Origin of the sequence: Hymenobacter wooponensis (assembly GCF_004745865.1) — a bacterium.
Lineage (GTDB): Bacteria > Bacteroidota > Bacteroidia > Cytophagales > Hymenobacteraceae > Hymenobacter > Hymenobacter wooponensis.
On the sequence record NZ_SRKZ01000006.1, the window covers coordinates 106,394 to 133,077 of the forward strand.

Sequence of the window (26,684 nt, forward strand, 5' to 3'; positions counted from 1 at the left end):
TTACAAAGTTACTTTTTTCGGCTTGCCGGACGCGGAGCCGTGCGAGCTGGCGTCTTGGGCCGGACGGTAGCATCTTCTGCTACTGTCTCATCGGCGCCGGCTGGTGCCTGAGGAGTAGCTACCGTATTAACCGTGCCTTTCTGAGCTGCTTGGTTGCGCTCCGGCGAAGCTAGGCCTAATTCTTCCAACACAAACTCCGTGTAATCATGAGCGGGATTTGTGTATAGCATCGTTAGGTCGCCAGACTTATCAAATACAATGGCCAGTTGCTTCTTCTTAGCTACTTTCTCAATAGCCTCGAACACCTGGTCTTGTACTGGCTTAGTCAGCTCTTGCCGCTTTTTGAAAAGCTGCCCTTCAAAGCCGAAGATCTTGTTTTGGTAGGCTTTAATATCCTGTTCCTTCTTCAAGATTTCGTCCTGACGCTTCTTCTTCATCGGCTCTGTTAGAACGACTTCTTCCGCTTGATAATTCCGGTAGAGCTTATCAAGATCCTTTTTTTGACTTTCAATGTCTTTCTGCCAGTTGGCCGATAACGTATTCAGCTCTTGCTGAGCCTGTCCGTAGGCCGGCATCTTGCCCATAATAAATTCGGAATCAACATAACCGAACTTCTGGGCCTGCGCTGCCGGAGCCAGTACACACAGCAGCAGGGCTGCCATCATCCACGTCAGTAACTTACGCATTGAGAATGAAGGATAGGTAGCCAGCTGGTGCTCCGTTGGGCTTAGCGGATTTGCTGACCAATGATGAAGTGAAAACGCCCTGATGTTTGCTTTTGACCTGCCGAGTAAACAGGCACGTTATCGAAGCCCCAGCCATAGTCAAAGCCAAGCAAACCAAATGCTGACATGAAGATACGAGCTCCTAGGCCTGCTGAGCGGTACAACTTATATGGGTTATAGTCGGTGTACTTCTCGAACGAGTTACCTGCCTCCGCAAAGCCTAGAACATAGACAGTTGCAGCTGGGTTCAAGCTCACTGGATAACGCATTTCCAGCACGTACTTATTGTATACCACGCCACCATTCGAATCATTACGTGAAGCAGGCAGCGACTCTGTGCTGTTGGGGTCATCATAGCCACGTAGACCTACATATTCGGTACCTACTAGGAAGTTAGAAGCACCACCATAGCCTAGGCCAGATCCACCCAGTTTAAACCGTTCAAACGGCCCAATCTGACGGCTGCTATTGTAGCTACCAATAAAGCCAAAGTGTGCCCGGGTGTTCAACACCAGCTTTCCTACCAGCGGGGAGAACCAGGAGGCATCGAACATCCACTTATGGAACTCAACCCACTCATTCACGTTCGGATGCGAACCTTTGAAGATGGAGTAAGGCGGTGTTAGGTTCACACTTAACGACAGCGTTGAGCCCCGACGAGTAAAGGTGGGGTTATCAATGCTATTGCGCGCCAGGGTAGTGTTGAACGTGAAGTTGTTCGCGTTACCGTTGTTGAAATTCTCGAAGTACGTGTAGTTCTGCAGCTTGTACTGGCTGAACGACAACGAATTGCTTAGCGTAAAGTAGTCGTCGGGCCAGCGTAGACGACGGCCTAAGCTCACAGATGCGCTATTTACTTTAATTGAGCTACCTGTCTTGGGGTCAAAGTTGGTACCCAAGCGCTGGATGCTCTTGTTAAGGCTAAAAGAGAACGAGTTTGGCTTACGACCGCCCAACCAAGGCTCGGTGAAAGAGAAGGAGTATGCTTGATACTGCAGACCATTAGCCTGCACGTTCAGCGCCAAGCGCTGGCCATCACCCGCGGGAACAGGAGTCCAGTTACGCAAGCTACTAGCTTTGCGCAGGGAGAAGTTGTTAAATACTAGGCCTACCGTACCAATAAAGCCGGCGTAGCCACCCCAGCCACCCGAGAGAGTAATCTGGTCAGAAGGCTTCTCTTCTACCGTGTAATTGATGTCTACAGTTCCATCGGCTTGATTTGGCACGGGGTTCATGCCAATCTTCTCGGGGTCGAAGTAGCCAAGGGTGGCTATTTCACGCTGGGAGCGAATCAGTTGCTCACGGCTAAATTTGTCACCAGGCAAGGTGTATAACGCCCGACGCACCACGTGGTCAGAGGTTTTAGTATTGCCCGCGATGTTAATCTCCTTGATCCGCGCTTGCACCCCTTCGGTTATGCGCATCTCGATATCAATCGAGTCGCCTTCTACCTTGGTTTCTACAGGCTCAATCTGGAAGAATAAGTAACCATCATTCATGTAGAGCGAGGTTACATCTTGGCCCGTAGGGTTATAGTTCAGGCGCTTATCAAGCGTTTCCTTGCTATATACGCTTCCCTCCTTGATGGCTAGCACCGAAGCCAACGTCTTGTCGTCGTACAGGTAGTTGCCGTTCCAAGTAATGTGACGGAAGTAGTACTTCGGCCCTTCATCAACCCGCACAGTCAAGGTCAAGCCCTTGTTATCACGGGCTAATGAGTCGGATACTACTACAGCATCACGGTAGCCTTGAGCATTGTAGAAGTCGATAAGCTTCTTCTTATCCTCTTCAAACTCTGTGCGCTGAAACTTACCGGAGTTAAAGAACTTGGGAAATTTCTTCTCCTTGGTTTTCTTGAACTTGCCTTTCAGTGTCCCGTCTTTGAAAGCCTGGTTGCCTTCAAATACAATATCATGGATACGCACTTTGGCACCCTTATCTACCTTGATATCGAGCAGTACGCTGTTGGAAAGAGACGAATCAGGCACCTGTACGATGTTCACTTTCGCATCTAGGAAGCCTTTGTTCGTGTAGAACTTCCGCACTTGGGTTTTGGTGTTGCTCAGTAGTGCGTCCGTTACCACCTTACCCCGAATAAGCTTAATCTTATTCTTTAGCTCGTCTGCCTGGCTTTTACCAATGCCCGTAAATTCGAACTTCGAAAGGCGAGGGCGCTCCTTTAGATTAAAATCCAGGAAAACGCGCTGCCCTTCAATATGGTCGATGCTTACGCTCACGTCCCCAAGAATGCCCTGGTCCCAAAGTCTGCGAATAGCCTTGCCTACTTCCTCACCAGGAATAGTAATTGGGTCGCCAATCTTTAGGCCAGTTAGGCCAATGAGTGTATTAGCATCGAGGTAACGTGCCCCGCTGATAGTAATTCCGCCCAATGTATAGCGCTTAGCTTCTCCTTCAGCCGCAGCCCCAGGAGCAGTCTGCGCCAAGGCAGCCTCGCTGGCGGCTACTCCCAAGGATAGGGTGATAGCTAAGGCCCGAAAAATTTTATGGTACGAAGAACTCATTTTCTGCTGTTACGAAACGGTTAGCTGCTCACTGGTTTTGCCGAAGCGTCGCTCTCGCTGCTGATAAGCGAGTAGAGCGTCATAGAAATGCTCCCGTCGGAAATCGGGCCACAGCAGATCCGTAATGTATAGCTCGGTGTAGGCCAGTTGCCACAGCAAAAAGTTGCTGATGCGCTGCTCTCCACTGGTGCGGATAAGCAACTCTGGATCGGGAATACCTTTAGTTGAAAGATAACCTGCAATGGTTTGCTCCGTAATACTTGCTGCATTCACATTGCCGGCTGCTACATCTGCTGCTAGCTTCTGCGCGGCTTGGGTTATGTCCCAACGCCCGCTGTAGCTAAGAGCCAACACAAGGGTCATTTGGTTGCCTGCTTTGGTTAATTCTATTGCCTCAGCAAGCTCGCGCTGGCAGGAATCAGGTAGACTTTCAATTTGCCCAATGGCCTGCAGACGGATGTTGTTTTTCAACAGCGTTGCAGTTTCCTGCCGGATGGTATGAACCAGCAGCTGCATCAAAGCCATTACTTCATGGGCCGGACGCGCCCAGTTTTCCGTAGAAAAAGCGTAAAGCGTTAGATACTGCACACCAATTTCGGCCGCAGATTCTACTGTTTCACGTACCGCCTTGATAGCGCTCTGGTGGCCAAAAATGCGGAGCCCGCCCTTCTGCTTGGCCCAACGACCATTGCCGTCCATAATGACGGCGACGTGTACGGGAATATTCTGGGAGTTAATCTCGGACCGAGAGGCCATTGTTACTTTTTGCGTAAAGAGGCTGCAAGGTACGCAAATGGTTGCATAAGCTTGACCCCTACCTTTAAACGTTCGATCTATCCTTCACATTGCACAGAAGCCCCTGACACCTCGGCATTGCTTGCTGCGTGTCAGGGGCTTCTATTTTCGAGCGTCTTTCGGAGCCTATCTATTCTTTTTGTTTTTCTGAATATCTAGAGTGCCTTCAGGACACCGGATTTTATAGAAAGTGTAAGAGATGCTCAGGCCGTTGTAAAAGTACCAGTCCTTATCATTAGGATTGCCTAGCACTCGCACGTCAGAGCTAGCCGTCGGCAGATCTTTACCATTGTACCGATCAATGTTATCAGTAAAAGTTTTGCGTGCTCCCGCTTCTAGTCCCAAGTTCCAATGCTGAGACAGCGCATATTTGAAGCCTAGGCCAGCGGGTATAGCTACTCCTACTAGGCTATTGTATTCGCTATTAGCAATGCCCCGGCCTATTACTCTCGTGTGTGCATAGAACCCTGCAATGCCTACGAATACATACGGTGTGAAATGGACTTTATCCTTCCGGTTATGGAAGTCAAAGAAGTTGTACTCTAGTGCACCTGAAACTTCCCACAAGCTACCTTTCAGGTTAGCATTCCGATACGCTGCGAGCGGAGCAGTATCATTATTCACTCCTTTTACGGTTTCATCGGCAGCGCGTAACAGGCCACCGGTGATTGCTCCTCTTAGCGTTACTGGTGCGGAGATATCCTTGCGGTAGAAAGCAGTAAAGGCTGGCCGGTTATTCCGAAACTGGTAACGAGGCGACAATTCTCCCTTATAGCTTAGTCCGCCTAGGCCTATGCCAACTTCACTTGTGTTTTGTGCTACGGCTGAATGAACAAAAAAAACACTCCCTGCTTGCGCAAGGCAAACAAGGAGTGCTTTGATAGGAGTCGATTGCGTCATTAGACTGGCTGTTGATTGATTAGGACAGCCAGTGACTGCTGGCTATCGGAACTTGGGGCTTTTTACTTTCGGAGCGAGAATATAGTTTACCGATACACCCAAAGTAGTGTACCAATCTTTCTCATTGCTTTTACCGCGCATCTCGCCACCTTGAGCAGTACGGTCGTATGTGCCTGGGAAGTTGCGAGTGATATCCCAACCGAAGTACTGTGACTGAGCAGAGCGAAGTGCATCACGGTTAGGAGCGTAGTTACCGCTTACATCATCCAGGTAGTCGGTGAAGGTTTTGCGGAAACCAAGTTCTAGACCTAGGTCAAAGCTCTTATTGAGCTTGTAACGAGCACCTGCACCGAAAGGAATCACAAATTGAGTCAGGCTGTAACCCTTGTCTTGAGCTTCAGTTCTTAACGGCTGCAAAGCCACAATATTGCCATTGGCATCAGTAGCCTTTGGGTTGTGGTGAATAACACCCACGCCCCCAAACAAGTAAGGAACAAAGTCAGGGCGCTTGAGGTAGTTGTTACGGTTCTCAATCAGGTCGAAGATACCTACTGCCGACAGTTCCAGAATGTCGTTACGGAAGTTCATATTCCGGTTGTAGCGGAACTTGGCATCCGGATCGTTCTGGTCAGCGGCTTTAGCGTCATCACCCGTAATGCGGCCGTAAGCAAGAGCAGCACGCACCGAGATACGAGGAGCAAAGCGGCGGGTGAACGATAGACCCAGGTTAGGGCGAGTAGCACCGGCCCGGAAGCTAGGAATGCTAGGCTTCGGCGTGATGTCACCGAAGTAGTTCATGGCGTTAAGGCTAACTCCAACGGAGTTGTACTGCTTCCGCTTACTAAATTGCTGCGCACTCGCATCCGTAGCTACTAGTGCCAAGACTAGTAACAGGGCCAAAGTGTGTGTGAAGAATTGCTTCATATTGAGCGAGAGTTAGAAATATTCTGAGGTAGCTGAAAGCAAGTTGTCAATTGGACACGGTCGCAGTCAGTGACAAAAGTAGAGGTTGAGGGGAACTAAAAAAATATTAAGATGAAAAACTATATTATTAAACCGGGATACCCGCCGGATTTCGTCTATCTAGGCCCCAATTTAGCTTACTACGTAAGGTACTCAGGAAGTTGACATGGTTGAGCTTCACTAGGCGGGCATTAAAATTCTCACGACGTACGGCAATCTGCACATTGGCTTCTACCGTGACGGAGCGAGAATCAAGCGACAGCAAAAAGTTGTTGCTTCTGCCCTCAATCTCAAATGATATAACACTCCGGTCAGACACGATAAGCGGCCGCACGTTTAGATTGTGGGGGCATACGGGAGCGATAATAAAATTGTTCGTTTGTGGTAGCATTACTGGCCCACCACAGCTCAAAGAATAGCCCGTCGAGCCCGTGGGTGTTGATACAATTAGTCCATCGGCCCAGTAGGAGTTGAGGTACTCGCCATCAATGTAGGTATGCACTACAATCATAGATGAGGTATCTCGCTTAAGGATACTGAACTCGTTAAGGCCAAAGTTGATAGCACCAAAGGCCTCTGGATCAGTATCAACCCGAATCAGGCTACGGTCTTCCAAGACAAAGTGTCCTTTGAATAAGGAATCAATGGCCTGTGGAATATTTTCGGGGGCAATAGTAGCAAGGAAGCCTAATCGCCCGGTATTGATGCCAAGAATAGGAATCTGCAGACTTCCAACATACGTCACTGTGTCTAGCAGGGTACCATCGCCACCGATGCTTAGTACAAAACGGACACCGTGCAGAGAGTCGCCGCGGCGGAAAGTGGTAATGCCGGCCGGAATTTGAACGTGCTGGCTTAGGTACGTATAGAAGGCCTCCACAATCATCACCTCAGACTGCCGCCGTACCAGATCTTCCAGCAGAACTTGCAAAAATGGAGCGAGGGCGTCGTCGAAAGGTTTGCCCAGAATGGCTATTTTCATAACAAAATGTTAACCCGCACCTATACAGGTAGCGGAGTTAAATGGGAAACGCGGTGCGAAAAAAGAAGCCGCCTTGGCCCTCTACGTTACGTGTATACTCCAACGTGAATACCCAATCATAATACGTAGCCAAGTGTAGGCCTAGGCCAGCGGAAGCTAGCATACGGTTAGGCAGCCGATTGGTAACAGATGCTACAGCTGGGTTTCGTACGTACCCCACGTCGGCAAAGGTATTCAAATACAGCGCCAACGGAATGGAATTGATTTTGGCGTTATTAATTCCGTTCAGCTTCACCCTGCCGGCATCAAATAACCGATAGGTTACTCCTTGCTGCACTAACCCGTAGTGACGACCCTCAATTACGTACGCATCATAGCCACGCACTAGCACTTCATAGCCGAAGGCGCGGTTATCAGCGTAGGCCACTTGTTGCGCTAGGCGGGCTCTCCCCTGCACTCCCACGCTGTAGTAAAACGGGCCACCAAGCGCTACATATTTGGCATAATGCCCCCAGAAGGTGGTGATATTAGGACTGCCGCCCGTAAGAAAACTTCGGTAGGCCACTCCTACTTCCGCAAACTGCCCAGTAAGTGGATAAGCAAAGGTATTGCGTTGGTTAAGAGTACTTACTAGACTTACCTCGACATACTGGCGTTGCGTTCTGCCCAAGTAATAGCTAGGGTTGCGTTTGTAAAGCGAGTCTGAGATCCGCTCGTGATGGTAGGATACATCTAGTGCGGTGCGATGCTGGACGGTGCGGCGCCAGCGAATACCGGCAATAGCATACTGACGCTCAATAGGAAATTCGTCTTCCTGGCGGTAGTTGACGAGCCGGTCGCGGAAGGTGGCATAGTCCAAGGCGTGACTTTGGTAGTAGGAGAAGCCACCTCCAAAGCCAATACGACGGCGCTTGCCGTAGCCTGGGGCTTCATAGAAGAGCTCATACTTGCGGTTGAAGCCCAACTGAATGTTTGCTAACACTTGCTCGTTCCGGCCACGAAAATTTTTTCGTACGACATGCACGCCGTAATCAAGGCGACTCCAGCGGTCGGAACGGTCGAGCCAGGAGCGGAAATTACGGTCAGCGAGGGAGAAGATGGGTATGGGGAACGTGTACCAGCGCTCTTGCACGCTAAAAAGTACCGTTAGGCTACCCTCCCGACACACCGCTTGCACCAGCACGTGGTGAAACAACTGCAGATTAAACAGACGCCTTCGGTTGAGTTCCAGTCGACGCGCCAGCGTTTCTGTAACTAGCGAATCTCCCTCATGGAAATCTAGCTCGGCCCGTAGTACTCGCTCCTTGGTTACGGCATTGCCAACGAACAGAATATTGCTTATCCGCACCGCAGTATATCCTGGGCACTGTACACTTATTAAGCTGTCAAGCGTAGTTTGGCGTAGCGAGTCAGGTGGTAGGCCAGTATGGGCCATAGCGGAGAAGCCAACCAACCAGAAGGCAAGAAAACACAGCAGTCTCTTTACTCGGGATGAGTAGCAGACTGGCGGAGGTTCTGCAGGCATTAGAGGCTCAGGTACTTGAGCAGGGCATCAAACCGCTCCTGCTCGTCTTCGCTGACTTCGGCAGTGCCACTAAACTGTGCTGTAATAGAGTAGCCGAAGCGTTCTAGCGTGGCGATGATGCGCGTCAGATTGGGGGTATTAAGCTTCAGCGTCAGACGAATCTTATACTGATCGTGCTCGTCCTGCGCTACGTGGGCGCTCATAATCTTTGCGTTGTTCTCTTCTACGTACCGGCTAATCTGGCTCAAAGAATAGTCACGTTCCTCCATGGCCAGCACCAATATCCCCTGCTGACCAGTAGCCACGGGCACTTTGCCAAAAGCAGCCAGTGAGTCGCTCACCGTTACTACGCCAAGGTATTCCTGTTGGTCGTCGAGCACAGGTACCAACTGCACACGGTTTTGCACCGCAACTTCAATAATGGAATAAAAATGCTGGTCGCGCTGTACATGCACCTCCGCGTAGCCAAAAGGCACATCAGATAGTAACTGATCAGGCCTATCCTGATCAATCAGGTCCGCTTCAGTAATCAGGCCGCGGAACTGACGATTTTCCAGCACGGGCAATTGGCTTACATGGAATTCTTCCAACCAGCGGGCAGCCTTTTCCGTCGAGTCCGTCAGCTTCAGCGGCGGAATCATCTGGTTAAGCAAGTCTTCGGCAATCATTGAATGCATCGGGGCGGGCGGGAAGAAAACGGAACACAAGAACCAGAAAGCAACGCTGGCTTTCAAACAGCAAGGAAGTTACTTAGCGAAGAGCGGTACACCAAGTCAAACAGAAGAGTAGAAGTAATTTCCTAACCGTTGCATCAACGAATAAGATTACCCTCTGCACTCCTCGCCTGCCCTAATCAACGACTTTTACCGTAGTCTGGTTTTTAACTAAGAACTGCCGCAGCAGTTGGTTGAACTCCTGCGGGCGTTCCATCATGGGCGCATGGCCGCAGTGGTCGAGGAAGCGCAGCTCGGCCTTAGGCAGCAAGCGACTAAACTCATGCGCCACTACTGGTGGGGTAATGGTATCGTTCAACCCCCAAACCAGTAGCGTAGGCACCTGTATTTTGTGCAGATCCTTAGCCAAGTTATGCCGCTGGGCCGAGCGTGCAATGCTGATAATGCGCAAGCACTTGGCGTTGGAATTGGTAACGTTGAATACCTCGTCAACCAACTCGCGGGTAGCTACAGCTGGGTCGTAAAAAGTGTAGGCCACTCGCTCCTGTACGTAGCTATAGTTACCGCGCTTGGGGAAAGAGCCACCCATACTGTCCTCAAACAAACCGCTGCTACCCGTCAGCACCAACCGGCTCACCCGGGCTTGATTACGCAGAGCATACACCAAGGCAATATGCCCTCCCAGGGAGTTACCTAGTACTGTACATGGCTCCGTTAGCCCTATTTCGGCTAAGAATTCCTCCACAAACTGCACTAGCCCAGGGACGCCGGCTTTGGTAAGCGGCATATCATAGATGGGAAGCAGAGGAATAATCACCCGATAATCCGTGCTGAACTCGGCCACTACGTCTTGCCAGTTGCTGAGCGCACCAAAGAGCCCATGGAGGAGCAGTAGCACCTCACCGGAGCCTTCCTCTACATACTGAAACTCGTTCTGTTGTTTTATCTGCAATTCCATCTTTTCAGGGGTGGCCGTTGCCGGAAGCAGCCGCCGACCCAGTCTGTGCAATGATACAACTCTTGACCCAATTGCCCAGCAAAGCTAGGCCGTGGGGGGTGAGCAAGGCTTCGGGGTGAAACTGCACGCCGCATAAAGGCAGCTGCTGGTGCCGAAAAGCCATGATTTCCTGATGTACGTCGGCGGTTCGTGCCAGGACGTCAAACGTGGCAGGCAGGCGCTGTAGTATCAGAGAGTGGTAACGCGTAACGGGCATGCGCTGCGGCAGGCCGTGCCATAACACGTCGGGTTGCGTCCACTCTATTTCTGATACTTTACCGTGCATGGGCCGGTGCCCGCGAAGTAGCTCCGCCCCAAAGAACTCTCCGAGCGCCTGGTGGCCCAGGCATACTCCCAGCATTGGTACGCGCTGGTGCCAGGCCTCAATAACCTGCAGTAGAATGCCGGCTTCTTGTGGGGTACCTGGGCCAGGCGAGAGTACAATGCCATCGAATTCCAGCTCTTCCAGTGATTCCAGCGGCACATCGTTGCGCCGAACTATGACCTCGCACCCTAGCTGCCGGAGATAATCCAGCAGATTGTAGGTGAAAGAATCAAAGTTGTCGAGCAGCAACAAACGCATACACTGCCTGGAGAAGATGGTTCAGAACGATGTAAATGAGCTGAGGCAACCAATGTTTTTGGCGTGTGGCTAAAACACCGCTCGGAGCTTTTCGAGCAGCGTACCAGCAAACGGCAGCACGAAGCCTACTATCTCCAGCGCTAGCGGGGTTGCGTGCTGCACCACTGGTAGCACCTGCGACTGCGCTACTAAGCCCGGTGAAATGAGGTTGAGCCCCGCTAGGCCTATACCATGCAAAAGCAAGCTTAGGCCCAGCACCCATTTTAGTACTCCGCAGGCCGCACCACCTAAATTATCCAGCAAGCCCAGCGGCGTAAGGTGCACAGCTGTTTTAATGAAAGTACTTAGCAAATGTACGCCCCACCCAATCAGGGCAAAGACCAAGAGGAACGACACCAGCGGCAGTAGCCCGAATGCTTCGCCTACGTAATTCCGTACCAACGGAATGGCATCGTTTAGGAGCGCTAAGCCACCTATCACCCCTAGTACAAAGGCCAACAGGGAAGCCACTTCGAGCACAAGCCCCCGGCGGAAACCTTTCACGGCTCCAACACCCAAAGCTAACAGCAGCAGCAAGTCAAACGCAGACATGCGGGAGGTGGTGAATGAGTAATGAGCGTGAATGAGTGAGGTGGTGGTTGTGCTAATGCAGTGTAGGCCACTTCACTCATTCACGCTCATCACTCGTTCGCCGTTTACACGTTGGTGTTATTGAGCAGGTTGTTCACGGTCTGCGAAATGGCGCGGCCATCTGCTTGCCCGGATAGCTCACGCGCGGCTACGCCCATCACCTTGCCCAAGTCAGAGGGACCGGTGGCGCCTACGCGCTGGATGATGGCTACCAGCTTCTCCACCAAATCTGCTTCGGAGAGCTGCTGGGGCAGGTATTCCTCAATGATAGCCAGCTCGGCCAATTCCACTTCTTCCAGGTCGGAGCGGAACTGCTTCTGGTAGGTTTCGGCAGCTTCGCGGCGCTGCTTGGCCGCTTTCGTCAGGAGCTTTATCTCAGCGTCAGGTGTGAGGGCTGCACCATGCTGCCCTTCGGCAGTTTCGGCCAGCATTATCTGCGACTTGATGCTGCGCAGAGCCGTCAGACGAACTTTATCCTTGGCCAGCATGGCCTTTTTAATATCTGCGTCGATGTTTTCTTTCAGAGCCATAATATAAAGAAGAATGGAGATGCAAGATTACGGGATATTCCCGACTCCGGCAGCGCTAGGCCACTGGCAGGCTCTGCTGGAAAGCGGCGGGATGATCAAGGTATACGGCTACGTGGCGTACCTGCCGCTGTAGGTCGTATGGGCCGCTGACTTTAACGGGCTGCGCAAAAGAGAGTAACAGATTAGGAGCTGTAAAAAGCAATTGAGCCGTGTTTAGCACGTCAGCATTCCGCACGGGTGCTTCTTTCAACTGCTGCACGTGTACCAGGGCAGCCAGCGGCACCCGCAGCTGCCACACAAATCCAACGCGTAGTACCAACTCCTGCTCCTCGGTGATAACGGATGGCCGGAGGCGAACGGCCCGCAAGTGGCCTACCAGAAATAGCAGCCCGTAGACATGCCCCATCAGCACTAGCCCGGCCGCTACCGGGCTCCAGCGCGTTAAGAGCAAGTGCACGGCGCCCATTTCAATCAGAGACAAGAAACCAGCAGTAGCCAGCAGTGCCTCTACGGCTGACTCTCGGTGGCTGGTAAATACTTTGTCGGTAGTCTGAACTTCTGGCTTGGCGCGCCAGCTGAGCAGCGCATAATATAGCATGCCTATTTCTGAAACCAGCAGGCTGAATGAGTGGCCAAACACCTGCTCAAAAGCCGCTTCCAAGCGCTCCATCATGCCGGGCTCCGTGTGAGCAGTAGTTGCGTAGGCCAGTCGCAACTTGCGCAGCTTTACAACGGCCAGGCTGATAGCCGCCAGTTCTAGCGCCGGGCCAGCATACCGCGTATAGGACAGGTACTGCTGTTGGGGCTCTGGAATTAGAAAGTAAGCCAGCGTAATGGCGGCACCTGTTGCTCCTAGCAAGCTACTTAGGGGAAGCTTGTAAGGCCGGATGACCTGCCAATAAAACAGCAGGGGCAGCACCGTGAGCAAATCAAACGTAACGGCGGCAGGCAGCACGGGCCGGGTGGCAAAGTCGGGGCGCCTGATTACCAGTATTTCTACCGCTACAACAGCCAGGGCAAGGCAGCCAAACCACACGGCGGGGCGGTAGCGCGTAAAGGACGTTAGCATCATGAGGATAACCGGAAAGTGAGGTGGCCTGTTTGGGGTTGTATCTTTGACACCCAACCTCCGTTCAGCTCACCCTAAGATATGACGAAGCTCAGCGTTAACATAAACAAAATAGCGACCCTGCGGAATGCCCGCGGCCACAACCGCCCCGATCTGCTGCAAGCCGCCCGCGACTGTGAGCGTTTCGGTGCTCAAGGTATCACGGTGCACCCGCGCCCCGATGAGCGCCACATCCGCTACCAAGATGTGCGCGACCTGAAAGCAGTGGTGACGACGGAGTTCAACATTGAAGGCAACCCCACTCCTGATTTCCTTGACTTGGTGCGTGAAACGCGCCCGGAGCAGGTAACGTTGGTGCCCGACGCGCCCGACGCTATTACTTCCAACGCAGGCTGGGATACCATTCGCCACCAAGAGTACCTACAAGGCGTAGTGCGGGAGCTCAAGGAGCTAGGCTGCCGCGTCAGCATCTTCCTCGACCCCGATCTGGACATGGTGCGCGCCGCCGCTACTACCGGCACCGACCGTATTGAGCTTTACACGGAAGATTACGCCCGCCAGTACCCCCAAGATCCAGCGGCGGCTATCCGCAGCTACCGCGCCGCCGCCGAGCTGGCCCAAGAACTAGGCCTGGGCCTCAACGCTGGCCACGACCTTGACCTCGATAACCTGGCCTACCTGCACCAGAATTTGCCGGGTCTCGCCGAAGTCAGCATTGGCCACGCCCTAATCTGCGACGCCCTATACTTGGGGTTGGAGAACACCATTCAGCTCTACCGCCGCCAACTAGCGAGCAGCCCGACGCAGTACTAAATGAACAATGAGCCCCCATTAGGCCGTTGATAAATCGCTCTGCCCAAGCACCAATGGTCAGGGCTCATTGTTAAGTTCTTCTCATGCCCCGTCTCTCTCTTCCCGACTTCCTGCAAAACCCTTCCGCTGCACCGATTCTAGACGTGCGGGCTCCCATTGAGTACCAGCATGGTCACATACCAGGGGCGGTAAGCTTTCCACTGTTTACGGATGAGGAGCGGGCCCGCATTGGTACTACCTACAAGCAAATCAGCCAGGACAAAGCCGTGCTGCTGGGGCTAGATTTCTTTGGCCCGAAGATGGGTGAGCTAGTGAAGCAGGCCAAAAAGCTGGCGCCACACAAAGAAGTGCGGGTGCATTGCTGGCGCGGAGGCATGCGCAGCGGTGCCGTGCTGTGGCTGCTGGAGCTGGCCGGTTTTCAGGTGCAGCTCCTCGACAAAGGCTACAAGGATTACCGCCGCTGGGTGCTGCAGGAGTTTGAGCGCCCTAGGCCACTGCTGGTATTAGGAGGCCTCACGGGCTCCGGTAAAACAGATGTGCTACACGCGTTAGCTAGCCACGGACAGTCCATTGTTGATTTAGAAGGGCTAGCTCGGCACAAGGGCTCCGCATTTGGCAGCATTGGGCAGCCGGTGCAGCCTACACAGGAGCAGTTCGAAAATGATTTAGCCGGCATACTGGCGGCTTTGCCCGAGGCGGGGCCCATTTGGGTGGAAGATGAAAGCCGCACCATTGGCGGCGTGCACGTACCCTCGCCCCTATTCGCGCAAATGAGTTCTGCCCCGCTCATTGTGCTGGATATTCCGCGGGATGTACGGGTGCGTAAGCTGGCCGAAGAATACGGTCGGCAAGACCCCGCGGCACTGGCGGCAGCTATTCTCAAGATTCGGAAGCGCCTGGGTGGCCTAGTAACCAAAGAGGCCCTGGCAGCCATTGGCGAAGACGATATGGAGAAGATGGTGAGCCTGGTGCTCGACTATTACGATAAGACCTACAGCCACGGCACAGAGAGCCGCCAGATCACCCGCGTGGAGTCCTCCACCTGCGACCCGGTTGTGAATGCCAAGTTAGTACAGCAGGCCTTGGTTAAAAGCGGCTTTTCTCCTAGCTCTCAGTCTGTAGCGCATGATTCCTAAGCTGAGAGTTGCGCGGCCTACCAACAACCTGCAGCCACTAATACGGTTCTACCGTGATGGGCTAGGCCTCTCTGAACTAGGCTCATTCACCAATCATGGTGGGTTTGATGGTGTGATGCTAGGCCACCCGCAGGCACCCTACCACCTGGAGTTTACTACCCAGCAAGACCACCTGATAGCCCCTGCCCCCACTCCCGAGCATTTGCTCGTATTCTATTTGCCTGACCATTCGCAGTGGCTGTTGGCCGTGGAGCGAATGCAGGAGCAGGGCTTTGCTCCGGTAGTGGCCTACAACCCTTATTGGGACCAGCTAGGCCGTACTTTCGAAGACCCCGATGGTTACCGGGTGGTGCTGCAACATGCTGCCTGGAAATATTAAGTATCTGTAACGCCTTTCTGACTTATGTCTATCGCTCCCGAACCCACCGACCAGATCCGCCTCACGCAGTACAGCCACGGCGCGGGCTGCGGCTGCAAAATCGCACCCAAGGTCCTCGACCAGATTTTGCACACTAGCATTCCGCAGCCTCACGATGCTCAGCTCCTGGTTGGCAACTCCTCCCGCGACGATGCCGCCGTGTATGACATTGGGGGCGGCCAGGCCATCATCAGCACCACCGACTTTTTCATGCCGATTGTGGATGATGCCTACGATTTCGGTCGGATAGCTTCTGCTAACGCTATTTCTGACGTGTACGCCATGGGCGGGCGGCCCGTCATGGCTATTGCCGTGCTAGGGTGGCCTATTGATAAGCTGGCACCCGAGGTAGCACGCCGCGTGATTGAGGGCAGCCGCAGCATCTGCGCCGAGGCGGGTATCCCGCTGGCGGGTGGCCACAGCATCGACTCACCCGAGCCTATTTTCGGCTTGGCAGTAACCGGCCTACTCGACATCAAGAACCTCAAGCAGAACGACACCGCCACCGCTGGCTGTGAGCTATACCTAACTAAGCCCCTGGGCGTAGGAATGCTGACCACAGCACAGAAACGCGGCATTTTGCGCCCCGAGCACGAGCAACTGGCCCCCCAAAGCATGATGCAGCTCAACAAGATTGGGCAAGAGCTAGGTCAGGTAGCAGCCGTGCGGGCCATGACCGACGTCACCGGCTTTGGTCTGCTAGGCCACCTCTCAGAGGTATGCGAGGGCAGCAACCTCACGGCAGAGGTAGAATTCAGCAAAGTACCACTGATTGCTGCCGCTGAAGAATACCGGGCTCAAGGTGCCGTACCCGGCGGCACCGTCCGTAACTGGGATTCGTACGGCCACAAGATCGGTGAGATAACTGCCGAGCAGCGTCAGTGGCTCTGCGACCCGCAAACTTCCGGTGGCCTGCTGGTGTGCGTGGATCCTGCAGGTCGCGCCGAAGTACTAGCCATTTTTGAGCGCCATGGGCTGCAGTTAGAACCATTCGGCCAGTTGCGTGAGCACGCGGCTGGGGAGCCCTGGATTTCTGTGCGCTAGGCCCCTGTGAAGCTGATTCCGTTTTTGCGGCCGCTGCTGGAGGCAGCGGCCGCTATTACGCTCATGGCTGTAGGGCTGCGGTTTATTACCAGCTTTTTCGCCAGTAAGAGCCGAGTATATCGGCCCACATTTCTGCGCCAGTTTGCCTTAGCTTTCTGGCCGCTGCTATGCCTTGGGGTAGGCCTACCTTTTCTGGGCTCCTTGTTCTATCTCGGCTCCATGGCTGTATACGAGCAGGTATTGCTTGGCCTCATTACTGCCGTTGTATTGGGCTTCTCAATGCCAGCGCTGGTTCTGCACGCTCAGTATTACGCCCGAAACCTTGACACTACGCTTGTGTTCGACCCCAAAAGGAACGTGTTGGAGGTTTACGAAGGCCGCGTGCGCATTCCCTTCAGCAAAAGTGACTTGGTCCGTGTGGAGCGTGTAACCTGCAAGTCGCGGCGCATGTTCTGGAGCAACTACAACTACATCAAGCTGCATCTGCGCACGGGCGAGGTGCTCACGCTTACGTCCTTGCTTACCCGCCTTGAGCCGGTAGCGGAGTTCCTCCGGAATACTCCTGTCGAGCATCAGCAGCGGTGGTTTTGCTTCGTGTAAGTAGCCCTCAAATTCACAGAGAAGTCAGGAGCTATACTACTTGCTAGTCCACTAGCGTTTATACTTTGAGATACGAGTTTACCCCTGCAATTATTCGATAAAACCGGCTTTTTGCCCGGTAAAGCTCGGAATCAGGCATCTACCTTTGCTTCATTCCTTTTGCCTCTCCCGAGCTGATGCAGCGATTTTTGCTTTTTTGGTTGCTGCTTTTCGCATTCCCCAGCCTAGGCCACACCAGTGAAGAACAGGCCGAAGTAGCTTTGCTTCGCCAGTTAGCAACTCAGCCCGCCGACACTAGCCGGGTACGTCAGTTAGCTTCGTTGTGCCACATATTGCACGACTCCGCCCCTACCCGCGCCATTCCGTATGGTGAGCAAGCGGTTCGGCTAGCTCGGCGCCTCAATGATGCGCAGGGTCTGTTGCGCAGCCTGCTGGTATTGAGCAGCTCCTACGCTAACATCTCCGACGGCCCGCACGCCCTGCATCTGCAGCGCGAGGCTCTGATTCTGGCCCGCCGCCTGCACGACAATAATGGTATTGTGCGCAGCTATACTGGTATGGGCGGCGTGCACCACGAACGCAACGACACTACCGCCGCGCTGCTCAACTACCAACGGGCCCTTGACTTGGTATACCGCCCCGGCGTACACGTGCGCACCCAGCTCATGCTGTTCGGCAACATGGGCAATCTGTACTTCTACCTCAGGAAGCACCAAGATGGACTTTTGTACACCCGCCGGGCGCTTCAGCTTGCACGGCGCATCGGCGACGTAGCGGGCGAGTCGCTGTATCTCGCTGATCTGGGCTCCTACTATTTACAGATGAACCAGCTAGGCACCGCCGAGGGACTTCTGCGGCAAGCACTGGCCCTGGTTGCGCCGTTGCACCGGCCACGCTTTGAGGCTGGGCACCTAGAACTGCTGGCTACTGTTCTCTACCTTAAAGGCAACCTACGTGAAGCGGAGACCCTTACGTTGCAGGCCATGCGGCTGGCCCGCCAGATCAACTATGGGGAACGAGTACTCGATGCCTACAGCTTGCTGACCGACATTTATGCGCGGCAGCGGAAATATGAGGAGGCTTTTCGCTGGCAGCATATGTTCCGCAACCTCAACGACAGCCTCAACAACCGGACTCGACTACAGGTACTCACGGCTCTGCAAGCGCGTTATGAGTCTGCAGAAAAAGAAAACCAGATTCGCCTCCTCACCGAGCGCAGCTACACTGCTCAGCTTCGTAACCGCGAGTTATGGACGGCAGTTACGCTGCTTCTGGTTGGGTTGGGCGGCATGGCCCTCTTATACGGGCAGCTCCGGCGCAGCCGCGCGGCTCTGGCCGAAAACAATGCTGCCCTACAGGAAGCTACTCTCGAACTTCGCCAACTGGCGGCTTCTAAAGACCGCCTATACTCTATTGTAGCTCATGACCTGCGCGGGCCGGTAACCTCTTTTGCCGGCGTCACGGAGCTCATTGACTTCTACCTGCAGCGCGGTGATGAGGAAGGTCTCCGCCGCCTGCCAGACATCGTCCGGCAAGCCGCTCAAAACCTGAACAGCCTTCTCGATAACTTACTGAACTGGGCCGTTACCCAGACCGGTGAGCTGGCATTTCAGCCGGAGCGGTTACCCGTAGCCGAACTGTTCACAGAACTTGCCAACCTCTACAGTACCTCGGCCCAAGCCAAGCAAATTACCCTGCAGGTTGATTATGCTCCTAACCTGACCATTTGGGCCGACCCCCATATGACCCGCACCATCTTGCGCAACCTGATCAGCAATGCTCTCAAGTTTACGCCGGTGGCTGGCAGCATAGTTCTCAAGGCAGAAGCTTTGCCCAAGGGAGTTGTACGGCTCAGTGTCACGGACACTGGCCTAGGCATGCCCCCACAGCAGATTGCAAGCCTACTGGACGCCGATGGCCCGCTCATGCCCACGTATGGCCCCCGCTCAGGCACTGGCCTAGGTTTGATGCTGTGCCGGGCTTTCACCCAGCGCCAGGGCGGAATGCTGCACATTGAAAGCACCGAAGGTCAAGGCACCACCATCTCGGTTACGCTGCCTAACGCCCAGCGCTAAGGCTTGTGGCGCGCATGTGGCGCCGTCTTCCGACCTTTGTCAGACTCACACTACTGTACTTCCGGCTATGCTTCTTCACTTCCGCGAAATGGGCCAGGGCAATCCTCTGGTTATTCTCCATGGCTTATTTGGCACCTCTGATAACTGGCAGACCCTGGCACGGCGCTGGTCGGAAGCAGGCCACCGCGTAATTGTGGCCGACCTCCGTAACCACGGCCGCTCCTTCCACTCCGCAGAACACTCCTACGAGTTGATGTCGCAAGACATCTTGGGCCTGTTTAACCACTTGCAGCTTGATGCAGCTACTACCACGCTACTAGGCCACAGCATGGGTGGTAAAGCCTCCATGCGCTTCGCCCTCGACCACCCAGAACGGCTGGCTCGCTTGGTGGTGGTAGACATTGCACCCCGCGTTTCTGACATGGCTCACCAAGATGATATTCTGGCGGGCCTGAATGCCGTACCCGTTTCAACACTAGAAAGCCGACAGCAGGCCGAAGATGCGCTAGCCCAGCATATTCCTCAGCCCAGCGTTCGGCAATTTCTGCTCAAGAATCTTTACCGCTTAGAAGATAACTCCTTTGCGTGGCGGCAGAACCTGGCCGCTCTGAATGAGCACATGCAGGCTATCGGCGCTGAAATCACCAGCAACCAGCCCTTCCTCAAACCGGCCCTCTTCATCCGTGGCGGTAAGTCTGACTACATTTCGACCGAGGACAAATTGTACGGCATCCCGGCCATTTTCCCCAATTCACAGGTTGAGACAATTGTGAATGCGGGACACTGGGTACACGCTGAGGCCCCTGATGCTGTATTTGAGCTTGTGCATGCCTTCGCAGCCCAGGGCTAACGCTTAAACGAAGGTACCCTGCATAGGCCTATGCTACTCAGTTATCACTTTTACTCCTCTCTGCTTTGAAAGGCACGCTGTACCTCATTCCCACCATCCTCGCCGACGATACAGCCGCGCAGGTGCTTCCCCCGCAGGTGGGAGGCCGGGTGGCCGCTTTATCTTATTTTCTGGTGGAAAACGCTCGCACCGCGCGGCGCTTTATCAAGAGCGTAGCGCCCCAGCACGTTATTGAGGACTTACGCATCGGTGTAATTGATAAAGACAGCACCGAAGCCCAAATTCAGGCCGCGCTGGAGCCCGTGCTCAATGGCAAGGATGCAGGAGTGATTTCCGAAGCTGGCTGCCCTGGCATCGCCGACCCCGGCGCTGAACTAGCCCGCCGCGCCCATCAGGTAGGCATTAAAGTGGTGCCGCTAGTTGGCCCCTCGTCTCTGCTACTAGCCCTGATGGCTTCCGGCATGAATGGCCAAAGCTTTGCGTTTCATGGCTACTTGCCCATTGAACGGGCTAAGCGCGTAGCCGCGCTTAAGAATCTCGAGAAACAGGCGTTAACTCAGCACCAAACCCAACTGTTTATTGAGACGCCCTACCGTAACATGCAGCTGCTGGAAGACCTTCTGACGACGCTGCACCCTGGCACCCGCCTGTGCATTGCCGCCAGTCTCACCGCCGAAAATGAGTACGTGCGCACCGATACCGTAGCAGGCTGGAAGGGCAAACTACCCGAAATTCACAAGCAGCCAGCTGTCTTTCTAATCGGCAAATAGCTTCTTAGTTGCCACTCCTAAAACAGTAGCGCGAGTACCGGATGTAGGCCACTTAGGGCCGGCTCCGATACTCGCGCTACTGTATTTTAGGCAGCTAGGCTTGTTTCTATTTCATCAGTTGATAGACTAGCAGCGCAGAGAAGTAAGCTAGGCCAGTCATGTATAGAAGCTGCATCAGGGGCCATTTCCAGCCTTTTGTTTCGCGGTAGGTAGCAGCCAGTGTGCTCATGCATTGCATGGCAAAAACGTAGAATACAAGCAGAGAAAATGACCGGGCCGGCGTGAAAAACGGCTGACCGTTGGCATCCTTTTCCGATGCCAGCTTTTGCTGCACAGTTTGCTGATCGGCATCCTGGCCTACGCTGTAAATCGTAGACATCGTCCCAACGAACACCTCGCGGGCAGCAAAGGAAGTGAGTAGCGAGATACCAATTTTCCAGTCGAAGCCCAAGGGCCGAATGGCTGGCTCAATCAGGTGTCCGAAATGGCCGGCGTAGGAGCTCTCCAGCTTCTCAGAGGCCACATGCGAGTCAGTCTCAGCAGCGGTAAAGCCCTTCGCTTGGCCTTCTACTTTCGCTCGCTTTTCAGCTTGTTCTAGCGCATCGGCTGGGCCGTAGGAGGCCAGAACCCAAAGCAGAATAGAAATAGCCAGAATGACCTTACCTGCTTGAAAAACGAATGCTTTTACTTTCTCAACAATAGTGATGCCTACGTTTTTCCAGCGGGGCCAGCGGTATACCGGAAACTCCATGATGAAGTAGCTACGCTCCTTGGTTTTCATCAGCAGCTTCATGGCCCACGCCGATAAAATTGCTGCTACAAAACCAAGTAAGTACAGCCCCATCAAGGCAAAGCCGCGCAGATTGAAAATACCCAGCACTGGCTGATCTGGTACTACCAGCCCTATCAGCACCGTGTAAACCGGAATCCTAGCCGAGCAACTCATCAAGGGCGTGACGAAGATGGTAATCATCCGGTCCTTCCAGTTCTCAATGGTGCGCGCGCTCATGATGGCTGGCACGGCGCAAGCCACCCCCGAAATGAGGGGTACTACACTCTTACCGTTCAACCCGAATTTACGCATGATGCGGTCCATCATAAACGTGACCCGCGCCATGTAACCGGTTTCTTCCAGCACCGCAATGAAGGCGAAGAGCAGGGCAATTTGTGGGATAAAAATAAGCACGCCCCCCAAGCCAGCCAGCACACCTTCGGTAAGTAGGTTAATCAGCGGCCCATCAAAGTTTGTTTGGATGAGGCTGTTGATCCAGGCCACTCCCTGGTCAATCAAATCCATGGGGTAGCTGGCCCAGGCAAATACGGCCTGGAACATCAGGAACAGAACCCCCAAGAAAATGAGGTAGCCCCACACTTTATGGGTCAACACCTTATCGAGACGGTTGCTGTACGGCTCGTTGCGCTGGGTGCGCGTAACGGATACTGTGTTCAGCAGAATATCGTTGATGCTGGCGTAGCGGGCAATGGTTTCCTGCGCCTGCCGGGGTGTAGCCTCAAACCCGTACTCTTGCACCAGCTCTCCAATGTAGGCCCGATCATCAGGCGACAGAAAGCTGATCTGGCGGTACTGGTGCGCGTAGTGCAACGCTAGGTAATCGTTGTGCAGGTTGAAGTAGTAGCGAATCTGCCGAATCATGGGCAGTAGCTCATCTTCAATCTCATAGAAGTGCGTAGCAGGCGCATCCAGCATCTGCGCCATCACTATTTTGAGAGCCGCAACACCAATGCCTTTGCGCGCATTCATGGGGATAATGGGCACACCCAATTCCTGCTGCAACGCCACAATATCAATGTTCACGCCATGCTGCGCCGCTACATCCATCATGTTGAGCGCTAGCACCGCAGGCAGGCCTAGGTCGGCCAGCTGGGTAAAGAGCAACAGGTTCCGGCGCAGGTTGCTGGCATCGGCTGTTACCACCACAAAGTCGGGGTACTGGTCGCTCGACCGGTCGTAGAGCAGGTCAGTAATAACCTTCTCGTCGAGGCTTTTGGGATAGAGCGAGTACGTACCGGGTAGGTCGATAATCTCGGCCCGGAGCTGCGGCGTCAGCTGGCTCACGCCGGTTTTACGGTCAACGGTTACACCTGGAAAATTACCCACCTTCTGATTCAACCCCGTAAGTTGGTTAAACAGAGAGGTTTTGCCCGAGTTGGGATTGCCGATCAGAGCAATTCGAGTGAGGGCACCGGGGTGCCGGGGGGCAGCGGCTTCTAGTATCGCGGCCGATGCGCCCGCGCCGGCTCGGCCGGTAACAAATTCCACCCCTGCCATTCGCCTAGGTTATTTCAGAATAATAGTAGCTGCCTCGCTTACGCGTAACGACAACGTATAATCCTCGCTCTCCCCTACCACTACCGTAATAGGGCAGCCCAACGGGGCCCGGCTGTTAAGCCGAACCTGCGTACCCGGTATACAGCCCATTTCCAGTAGCTTAAGCGCCATTTCAGGATCTTTCAGGCAGCAAATTGTCCCACTTTCGCCTAAGCGTAAATCTTTCACGCTACGAGGCATGGCGGGCGAAGCAGTAGTGGAACGGGTGGACACGGGCAGGCGGGATTATTTAGATTCACTTTAAACAAAGGTACCACCCTTTTAGGTTTCGGCCAAAGCGCATAATTCTCTTCGCGTAACGACCGAAAATCTTAATTGTCAGGCTTATAATTATTCTCAAAACAAATTGCACAATTATAAATATTCTGTGAGGTATTGCTTTTAATGCCCGAAATCATTGTAGTTTTGGCATAGTCTTATCCTGTCTGCATATGCTCCAACGCGTACTCTCACTTCTCTTCTTGGCCTTGCTTCTCCCAGCCTTAGGTTTTGCTCAGGAGAATAAAATATCAGGCCGCATCGTGGACGAAAAGTCCAAAGAGCCCATTCCTTTCGCCTCAATAGGCCTACGGGAAGAACAAACGGGTGCTCTTACCAACGAGTATGGTTACTTCCAGCTGGCTATGCCCGAGAAGAACCCTCAAGACTCCCTCATCATTAATGCCTTGGGCTACTTCCGCAAAGCGGTGCTCATCAAGCCCGGCATTAAGGTGCAGGACATGATTATTGAGGTTCCGAAGCGTGCCATTGCTCTAAAAGAGGTAAAAGTGGTGAGCAGCGCCAAGATTAAAAATCTTGACCTAGGCTCTAAGTCTACCACTCCGGGTGAAGGCATGATCCAGGGTATGCCGGGCAGCCAGTATGCCTTCTTCGTGAAAAACGATAAGGGCAAAAACTTGGGCAACGTTCGCTCGGTATCCTTCTACATTGGTGAGAATGGTTTCCCTCGCGAGCCTTTCCGCGTACGGCTCTACAAGGCCGATGGCAACTACAACTCCCCCAACACCGACTTGCTGACTGATAACATTGTGGTATCAGCCCCCAAAGGCGGCGAGTGGTACACTATTGACTTAACACAGTACAACATCGAAGCGCCTAAAGAAGGCTTCTTCGTAGCCATGGAATGGATTGTAAGTGGTGACAAGTTCTACACCACCAACTTCATGGACAACTACACGCCCTACGGTCAGATCCTGCGTCCCACGTTTGAATTTAAGGAGAGCCGCACCTGGAACTACACCATCGGCCGCGGCTGGAGCCTAATTACTCTGGCCAATAACGGCCAGCGCTACAACGCCATGATCCGCGCTGAGGTGGATATGATCAAAGACTAGTTATGGGCTGGGGTAAGGCTTAAAGCTGCTTTTAGCTGCGCTAGGCCACCTCAAAACTCATCAGTAAAACAAACAGGCCGGTCCACTCAGTGGACCGGCCTGTTTGTTTTACTGATGGGGGCACCTTGATTAAGGTGTCCCCATTTCATTTCTTCAATGCTCCGGTTTACTTGAGTTAGAACTCTACTAAACCGAAGCATCTCACACTTTATTTACGCACGGCAATTTCTACGCGGCGGTTCTCTTGACGGCCTGCAGCCGTAGCGTTAGAAGCCACCGGAGCAGACTCGCCGAAGGACTCAATGCTCACGTTGGCAGCGTTCATTTGCCCGTTGCTAGTCAGCCAATTTTTTACTGCAGCAGCGCGCTTGGCAGCCAACTCCCGGTTGTACGACTTATCGCCGCGCGAGTCAGCAAAGCCCAGAACCCGTACCTCTTTGCCACGGAAACGCTGAGCTACAGAAGCACTGATTTCTGACAAAGCCCGGGTAGCAGAAGGCTTAATCTCAGCTTTGTCGGTGTCAAACAGAATCTTCTCTTCTAGGCCATACACGTTGTATTGATCATCGCTGCGCACGGTCACTTCTGGAAGGTCAATTTCTTCCAGTTTTACGTCTGCGAGCTTAGCCTTCGTCATGTCCCAGGCATTGCTTACAGCGGCACCAGCTTTGTCAGCGGCATTTTCAATTTTATCGCCAGCTGTACCAGCCGCGTCGGCAGCAGTTTCGCCTTTGCGGTAAACCACAGCCGTATCGGCGGTAGCTTCCTGAGGCTGGTCTTTGGTTTCGGGGTTTTTAAGGTCGCTGCAGGCAGTTAGGAGAGCCGTAGCAGCGAAGACAGAGAGAATTTGCTTTTTCATACTATAGTAAGGGAGAGAGAAAAGATGAGTTTCCGCATACGCAAAAGGGGGCCGAATGGCTAAGCTCATTCGGCCCCCTATCTTAAATACGCTCTAGCAAAAGGCGTTATTTTTTGGCTTTATCGGGCTGAGTCTGCTGCACTACCCACTCCCGGATAGCTTCTTGAGCTGCGGGGGAGAAGGTCGGCTTTTGTTGTCCATTCACCAGAGGCCACTCCTTCGGATCTGGCTGGAAAAGGTGATTAACTCCTACAAGCTTACGGGGGGTCACGCTGCCGCTGCTCTTCAAGCATTTAGTAAGTACCGCCAAGTTAGCATCCGCTCCCACATCTAGGTCAGCGGTGCCATTCAGGAGTAGTACTGGGCATTTAACATCACCCATTTTGGCGGTAGGGTCGAAGCTGAGAAATGCTTTGTAGCGAGGAGAGGTTATGTCGGCGGCGGCAAGCTGCACAGCGCTAGAATCTAGCAGTGGATTGCTTTGGCGCAGCATGTTAGCGATGATTGGCTTCGCTTGTGAGGGATCTGGCGTTTGGGTGATGAAGTCAAACATAGCTTGCTGATTTTTCAACGCAGCCTCAATTTTGGCGGCATCAGCACCTGCTGCTTTCAAGATATTCGCCTGCTGCTGGGCCTGCAGTACTTTGCCAGGCAAGCCAGGGGCGCCAAGTGTCACTACAAAGCTGGGCGGTAAAGGCTGAGCAGCCGTGAGCAGGGCCACATTGCCGCCCTCTCCGTGCCCGATTACACCCAGGTGCTCCAGATCAATTTCGGGGCGAGTACGCAGAAAGTTCAACGCGGCCTGCACGTCGGATACCATATCCGGCACAGTGATTTTGTTGGACTCTCCGCCTGATTTACCTACGCCACGGTCATCGAAACGTATGACGGCAATACCCCGCCGAGTCAGGTAGTCGCCCAAGGCCCCCAGAACGTGGTAGTCGCCAACGGTACCTTCCCGATTATGAGCGCCCGCATCGGACACTAGTACTACCGCGGGGAAAGGCCCTTTACCGGCTGGTATAGTCAACATTCCCGCCAAGCGCAGGTCCACGGGGATATTGGTGAAGAGCACTTCTTCCTCCCGGTAAGGTGGCGTAAGGTGAGCTTTGGGATTAGTATCGATGGTAGCTGGCACAAACTCTAGCAGCATCGGGACCGTGAAACCGGGTTGGCTCCAGGTGCCATCGATTTTCTTTCCATCTGCCGTCAGGCGACCCATGAAGCGGCTCCCAGCTTCTTCGGCAGCCAGCGAAACTGTGTCGCCATGCACCGTTACGGCTACTGGCATTCGGTTGACCTTCTGCAAGGGCACATCCATAGCCGCGAAGTAGGTACCATCGCTCAACTTCACTAGCCGAAAGATTACTTCCAGCTTGCCGCCTGGCACTTGCAGCGGGCCTTTCCAGTACCCATCGAGGGCATTCTGAGTTTCGCCAGCGAGACTACGCCCGCATGTTAGAACTACTAGTAGCAGATACAACAGCGCGTGCTGCCACCAGGATACGTGTACAAGTTTATTCATGCAGTAGGTGGTAAG

At 53.6% G+C, this 26,684-nt stretch carries 26 protein-coding genes; 9 read left to right on the forward strand and 17 right to left on the reverse strand.

Features of this window, described 5'->3' with window-relative positions:
• Nucleotides 1-8 precede the first annotated feature (8 nt).
• From EU557_RS19570 to EU557_RS19630, 13 genes are all read right to left on the reverse strand, one after another.
• Nucleotides 9-686 carry an OmpH/Skp family outer membrane protein gene (locus EU557_RS19570; protein ID WP_135532173.1) on the reverse strand — a complete coding sequence of 226 codons (678 nt, stop codon included), beginning with the start codon at nt 684-686 and terminating at the stop codon, nt 9-11.
• Between the two features lie 41 nt (nt 687-727).
• Nucleotides 728-3,247, reverse strand: a complete 2,520-nt coding sequence (bamA, locus tag EU557_RS19575; RefSeq protein WP_135532174.1) for an outer membrane protein assembly factor BamA — start codon at nt 3,245-3,247, stop codon at nt 728-730.
• A 9-nt stretch (nt 3,248-3,256) separates the two neighbouring features.
• Nucleotides 3,257-4,003: an undecaprenyl pyrophosphate synthase gene (locus EU557_RS19580; protein WP_135532175.1), complete on the reverse strand. Its 747-nt coding sequence runs from the start codon at nt 4,001-4,003 to the stop codon at nt 3,257-3,259.
• 165 nt (nt 4,004-4,168) lie between these two features.
• The gene (porG, locus tag EU557_RS19585; RefSeq protein WP_135532176.1) at nt 4,169-4,942 is read right to left on the reverse strand and encodes a type IX secretion system protein PorG; all 774 of its coding nucleotides are present in this window, start codon (nt 4,940-4,942) and stop codon (nt 4,169-4,171) included.
• A gap of 42 nt (nt 4,943-4,984) precedes the next feature.
• Entirely contained in the window at nt 4,985-5,866 is an 882-nt protein-coding gene (locus tag EU557_RS19590; protein WP_135532177.1) for a DUF6089 family protein, read from the reverse strand.
• 127 nt (nt 5,867-5,993) lie between these two features.
• A complete protein-coding gene (locus EU557_RS19595; RefSeq protein ID WP_135532178.1) occupies nt 5,994-6,887 on the reverse strand; it encodes an NAD kinase in 894 nt (297 codons plus the stop codon).
• A gap of 37 nt (nt 6,888-6,924) precedes the next feature.
• Nucleotides 6,925-8,235: a POTRA domain-containing protein gene (locus EU557_RS19600; protein ID WP_167855283.1), complete on the reverse strand. Its 1,311-nt coding sequence runs from the start codon at nt 8,233-8,235 to the stop codon at nt 6,925-6,927.
• Between the two features lie 176 nt (nt 8,236-8,411).
• On the reverse strand, nt 8,412-9,089 hold the full coding sequence (locus EU557_RS19605; RefSeq protein ID WP_135532180.1) for a CBS domain-containing protein: 678 nt from the start codon (nt 9,087-9,089) through the stop codon (nt 8,412-8,414).
• 172 nt (nt 9,090-9,261) lie between these two features.
• Nucleotides 9,262-10,044, reverse strand: a complete 783-nt coding sequence (locus tag EU557_RS19610) for an alpha/beta fold hydrolase (RefSeq protein WP_135532181.1) — start codon at nt 10,042-10,044, stop codon at nt 9,262-9,264.
• A 4-nt stretch (nt 10,045-10,048) separates the two neighbouring features.
• Nucleotides 10,049-10,666, reverse strand: coding sequence for an anthranilate synthase component II (locus EU557_RS19615; protein ID WP_135532182.1), 618 nt, complete (start codon nt 10,664-10,666; stop codon nt 10,049-10,051).
• Nucleotides 10,667-10,735: 69 nt separating this feature from the next.
• Entirely contained in the window at nt 10,736-11,257 is a 522-nt protein-coding gene (locus EU557_RS19620; RefSeq protein WP_135532183.1) for a CvpA family protein, read from the reverse strand.
• 104 nt (nt 11,258-11,361) lie between these two features.
• Complete coding sequence (locus EU557_RS19625; RefSeq protein ID WP_135532184.1) at nt 11,362-11,826, reverse strand: GatB/YqeY domain-containing protein; 465 nt, start codon at nt 11,824-11,826, stop codon at nt 11,362-11,364.
• 55 nt (nt 11,827-11,881) lie between these two features.
• Entirely contained in the window at nt 11,882-12,898 is a 1,017-nt protein-coding gene (locus tag EU557_RS19630) for a hypothetical protein (protein WP_135532185.1), read from the reverse strand.
• Nucleotides 12,899-12,976: 78 nt separating this feature from the next.
• On the opposite strand from EU557_RS19630, the gene EU557_RS19635 reads away from it, so the two are divergent.
• From EU557_RS19635 to EU557_RS19670, 8 genes are all read left to right on the forward strand, one after another.
• The gene (locus EU557_RS19635) at nt 12,977-13,708 is read left to right on the forward strand and encodes a pyridoxine 5'-phosphate synthase (RefSeq protein ID WP_135532186.1); all 732 of its coding nucleotides are present in this window, start codon (nt 12,977-12,979) and stop codon (nt 13,706-13,708) included.
• 83 nt (nt 13,709-13,791) lie between these two features.
• A complete protein-coding gene (mnmH, locus tag EU557_RS19640) occupies nt 13,792-14,844 on the forward strand; it encodes a tRNA 2-selenouridine(34) synthase MnmH (RefSeq protein ID WP_135532187.1) in 1,053 nt (350 codons plus the stop codon).
• Nucleotides 14,834-15,223, forward strand: a complete 390-nt coding sequence (locus EU557_RS19645) for a VOC family protein (RefSeq protein ID WP_135532188.1) — start codon at nt 14,834-14,836, stop codon at nt 15,221-15,223. Before mnmH ends, EU557_RS19645 begins: the two co-directional genes overlap by 11 nt.
• Nucleotides 15,224-15,247: 24 nt before the next feature.
• Nucleotides 15,248-16,306: a selenide, water dikinase SelD gene (gene selD, locus EU557_RS19650; protein ID WP_135532189.1), complete on the forward strand. Its 1,059-nt coding sequence runs from the start codon at nt 15,248-15,250 to the stop codon at nt 16,304-16,306.
• A 6-nt stretch (nt 16,307-16,312) separates the two neighbouring features.
• Nucleotides 16,313-16,906: a PH domain-containing protein gene (locus EU557_RS19655; protein ID WP_135532190.1), complete on the forward strand. Its 594-nt coding sequence runs from the start codon at nt 16,313-16,315 to the stop codon at nt 16,904-16,906.
• A gap of 176 nt (nt 16,907-17,082) precedes the next feature.
• The gene (locus EU557_RS19660) at nt 17,083-18,981 is read left to right on the forward strand and encodes a tetratricopeptide repeat-containing sensor histidine kinase (RefSeq protein ID WP_135532191.1); all 1,899 of its coding nucleotides are present in this window, start codon (nt 17,083-17,085) and stop codon (nt 18,979-18,981) included.
• Between the two features lie 67 nt (nt 18,982-19,048).
• Nucleotides 19,049-19,831 carry an alpha/beta fold hydrolase gene (locus EU557_RS19665; RefSeq protein WP_245326335.1) on the forward strand — a complete coding sequence of 261 codons (783 nt, stop codon included), beginning with the start codon at nt 19,049-19,051 and terminating at the stop codon, nt 19,829-19,831.
• 65 nt (nt 19,832-19,896) lie between these two features.
• Nucleotides 19,897-20,601: an SAM-dependent methyltransferase gene (locus EU557_RS19670; RefSeq protein ID WP_135532192.1), complete on the forward strand. Its 705-nt coding sequence runs from the start codon at nt 19,897-19,899 to the stop codon at nt 20,599-20,601.
• Between the two features lie 106 nt (nt 20,602-20,707).
• Here EU557_RS19670 and feoB read toward each other — a convergent pair whose 3' ends face one another.
• Both feoB and EU557_RS19680 read right to left on the reverse strand, forming a co-directional pair.
• Complete coding sequence (feoB, locus tag EU557_RS19675; RefSeq protein ID WP_135532193.1) at nt 20,708-22,891, reverse strand: ferrous iron transport protein B; 2,184 nt, start codon at nt 22,889-22,891, stop codon at nt 20,708-20,710.
• A 9-nt stretch (nt 22,892-22,900) separates the two neighbouring features.
• Nucleotides 22,901-23,164: a FeoA family protein gene (locus tag EU557_RS19680; protein WP_425351967.1), complete on the reverse strand. Its 264-nt coding sequence runs from the start codon at nt 23,162-23,164 to the stop codon at nt 22,901-22,903.
• A 218-nt stretch (nt 23,165-23,382) separates the two neighbouring features.
• Here EU557_RS19680 and EU557_RS19685 point away from each other — a divergent pair, with 218 nt between their 5' ends.
• Entirely contained in the window at nt 23,383-24,285 is a 903-nt protein-coding gene (locus EU557_RS19685) for a carboxypeptidase-like regulatory domain-containing protein (protein WP_135532194.1), read from the forward strand.
• A gap of 208 nt (nt 24,286-24,493) precedes the next feature.
• On the opposite strand, the gene EU557_RS19690 is transcribed toward EU557_RS19685, so the two are convergent.
• Together EU557_RS19690 and EU557_RS19695 are read right to left on the reverse strand one after the other, a co-directional pair.
• A complete protein-coding gene (locus tag EU557_RS19690) occupies nt 24,494-25,144 on the reverse strand; it encodes an OmpA family protein (RefSeq protein WP_167855284.1) in 651 nt (216 codons plus the stop codon).
• A 106-nt stretch (nt 25,145-25,250) separates the two neighbouring features.
• Nucleotides 25,251-26,669, reverse strand: a complete 1,419-nt coding sequence (locus tag EU557_RS19695; RefSeq protein ID WP_135532196.1) for an alpha/beta hydrolase family protein — start codon at nt 26,667-26,669, stop codon at nt 25,251-25,253.
• Nucleotides 26,670-26,684: the final 15 nt, after the last annotated feature.

Coding starts and splice junctions, on each gene's coding strand:
- EU557_RS19620 (WP_135532183.1), bottom strand. CDS start 11,257: ATGTCTGCGTTTGACTTGCTGCTGCTGTTAGCTTTGGGTGTTGGAGCC.
- EU557_RS19610 (WP_135532181.1), bottom strand. CDS start 10,044: ATGGAATTGCAGATAAAACAACAGAACGAGTTTCAGTATGTAGAGGAA.
- EU557_RS19570 (WP_135532173.1), bottom strand. CDS start 686: ATGCGTAAGTTACTGACGTGGATGATGGCAGCCCTGCTGCTGTGTGTA.
- EU557_RS19580 (WP_135532175.1), bottom strand. CDS start 4,003: ATGGCCTCTCGGTCCGAGATTAACTCCCAGAATATTCCCGTACACGTC.
- EU557_RS19660 (WP_135532191.1), top strand. CDS start 17,083: ATGCAGCGATTTTTGCTTTTTTGGTTGCTGCTTTTCGCATTCCCCAGC.
- EU557_RS19625 (WP_135532184.1), bottom strand. CDS start 11,826: ATGGCTCTGAAAGAAAACATCGACGCAGATATTAAAAAGGCCATGCTG.
- EU557_RS19695 (WP_135532196.1), bottom strand. CDS start 26,669: ATGAATAAACTTGTACACGTATCCTGGTGGCAGCACGCGCTGTTGTAT.
- EU557_RS19595 (WP_135532178.1), bottom strand. CDS start 6,887: ATGAAAATAGCCATTCTGGGCAAACCTTTCGACGACGCCCTCGCTCCA.
- EU557_RS19645 (WP_135532188.1), top strand. CDS start 14,834: ATGATTCCTAAGCTGAGAGTTGCGCGGCCTACCAACAACCTGCAGCCA.
- porG (WP_135532176.1), bottom strand. CDS start 4,942: ATGACGCAATCGACTCCTATCAAAGCACTCCTTGTTTGCCTTGCGCAA.
- bamA (WP_135532174.1), bottom strand. CDS start 3,247: ATGAGTTCTTCGTACCATAAAATTTTTCGGGCCTTAGCTATCACCCTA.
- EU557_RS19615 (WP_135532182.1), bottom strand. CDS start 10,666: ATGCGTTTGTTGCTGCTCGACAACTTTGATTCTTTCACCTACAATCTG.
- feoB (WP_135532193.1), bottom strand. CDS start 22,891: ATGGCAGGGGTGGAATTTGTTACCGGCCGAGCCGGCGCGGGCGCATCG.
- mnmH (WP_135532187.1), top strand. CDS start 13,792: ATGCCCCGTCTCTCTCTTCCCGACTTCCTGCAAAACCCTTCCGCTGCA.
- EU557_RS19690 (WP_167855284.1), bottom strand. CDS start 25,144: ATGAAAAAGCAAATTCTCTCTGTCTTCGCTGCTACGGCTCTCCTAACT.
- EU557_RS19685 (WP_135532194.1), top strand. CDS start 23,383: ATGCTCCAACGCGTACTCTCACTTCTCTTCTTGGCCTTGCTTCTCCCA.
- EU557_RS19665 (WP_245326335.1), top strand. CDS start 19,049: ATGCTTCTTCACTTCCGCGAAATGGGCCAGGGCAATCCTCTGGTTATT.
- EU557_RS19605 (WP_135532180.1), bottom strand. CDS start 9,089: ATGCATTCAATGATTGCCGAAGACTTGCTTAACCAGATGATTCCGCCG.
- EU557_RS19630 (WP_135532185.1), bottom strand. CDS start 12,898: ATGATGCTAACGTCCTTTACGCGCTACCGCCCCGCCGTGTGGTTTGGC.
- EU557_RS19590 (WP_135532177.1), bottom strand. CDS start 5,866: ATGAAGCAATTCTTCACACACACTTTGGCCCTGTTACTAGTCTTGGCA.
- EU557_RS19635 (WP_135532186.1), top strand. CDS start 12,977: ATGACGAAGCTCAGCGTTAACATAAACAAAATAGCGACCCTGCGGAAT.
- selD (WP_135532189.1), top strand. CDS start 15,248: ATGTCTATCGCTCCCGAACCCACCGACCAGATCCGCCTCACGCAGTAC.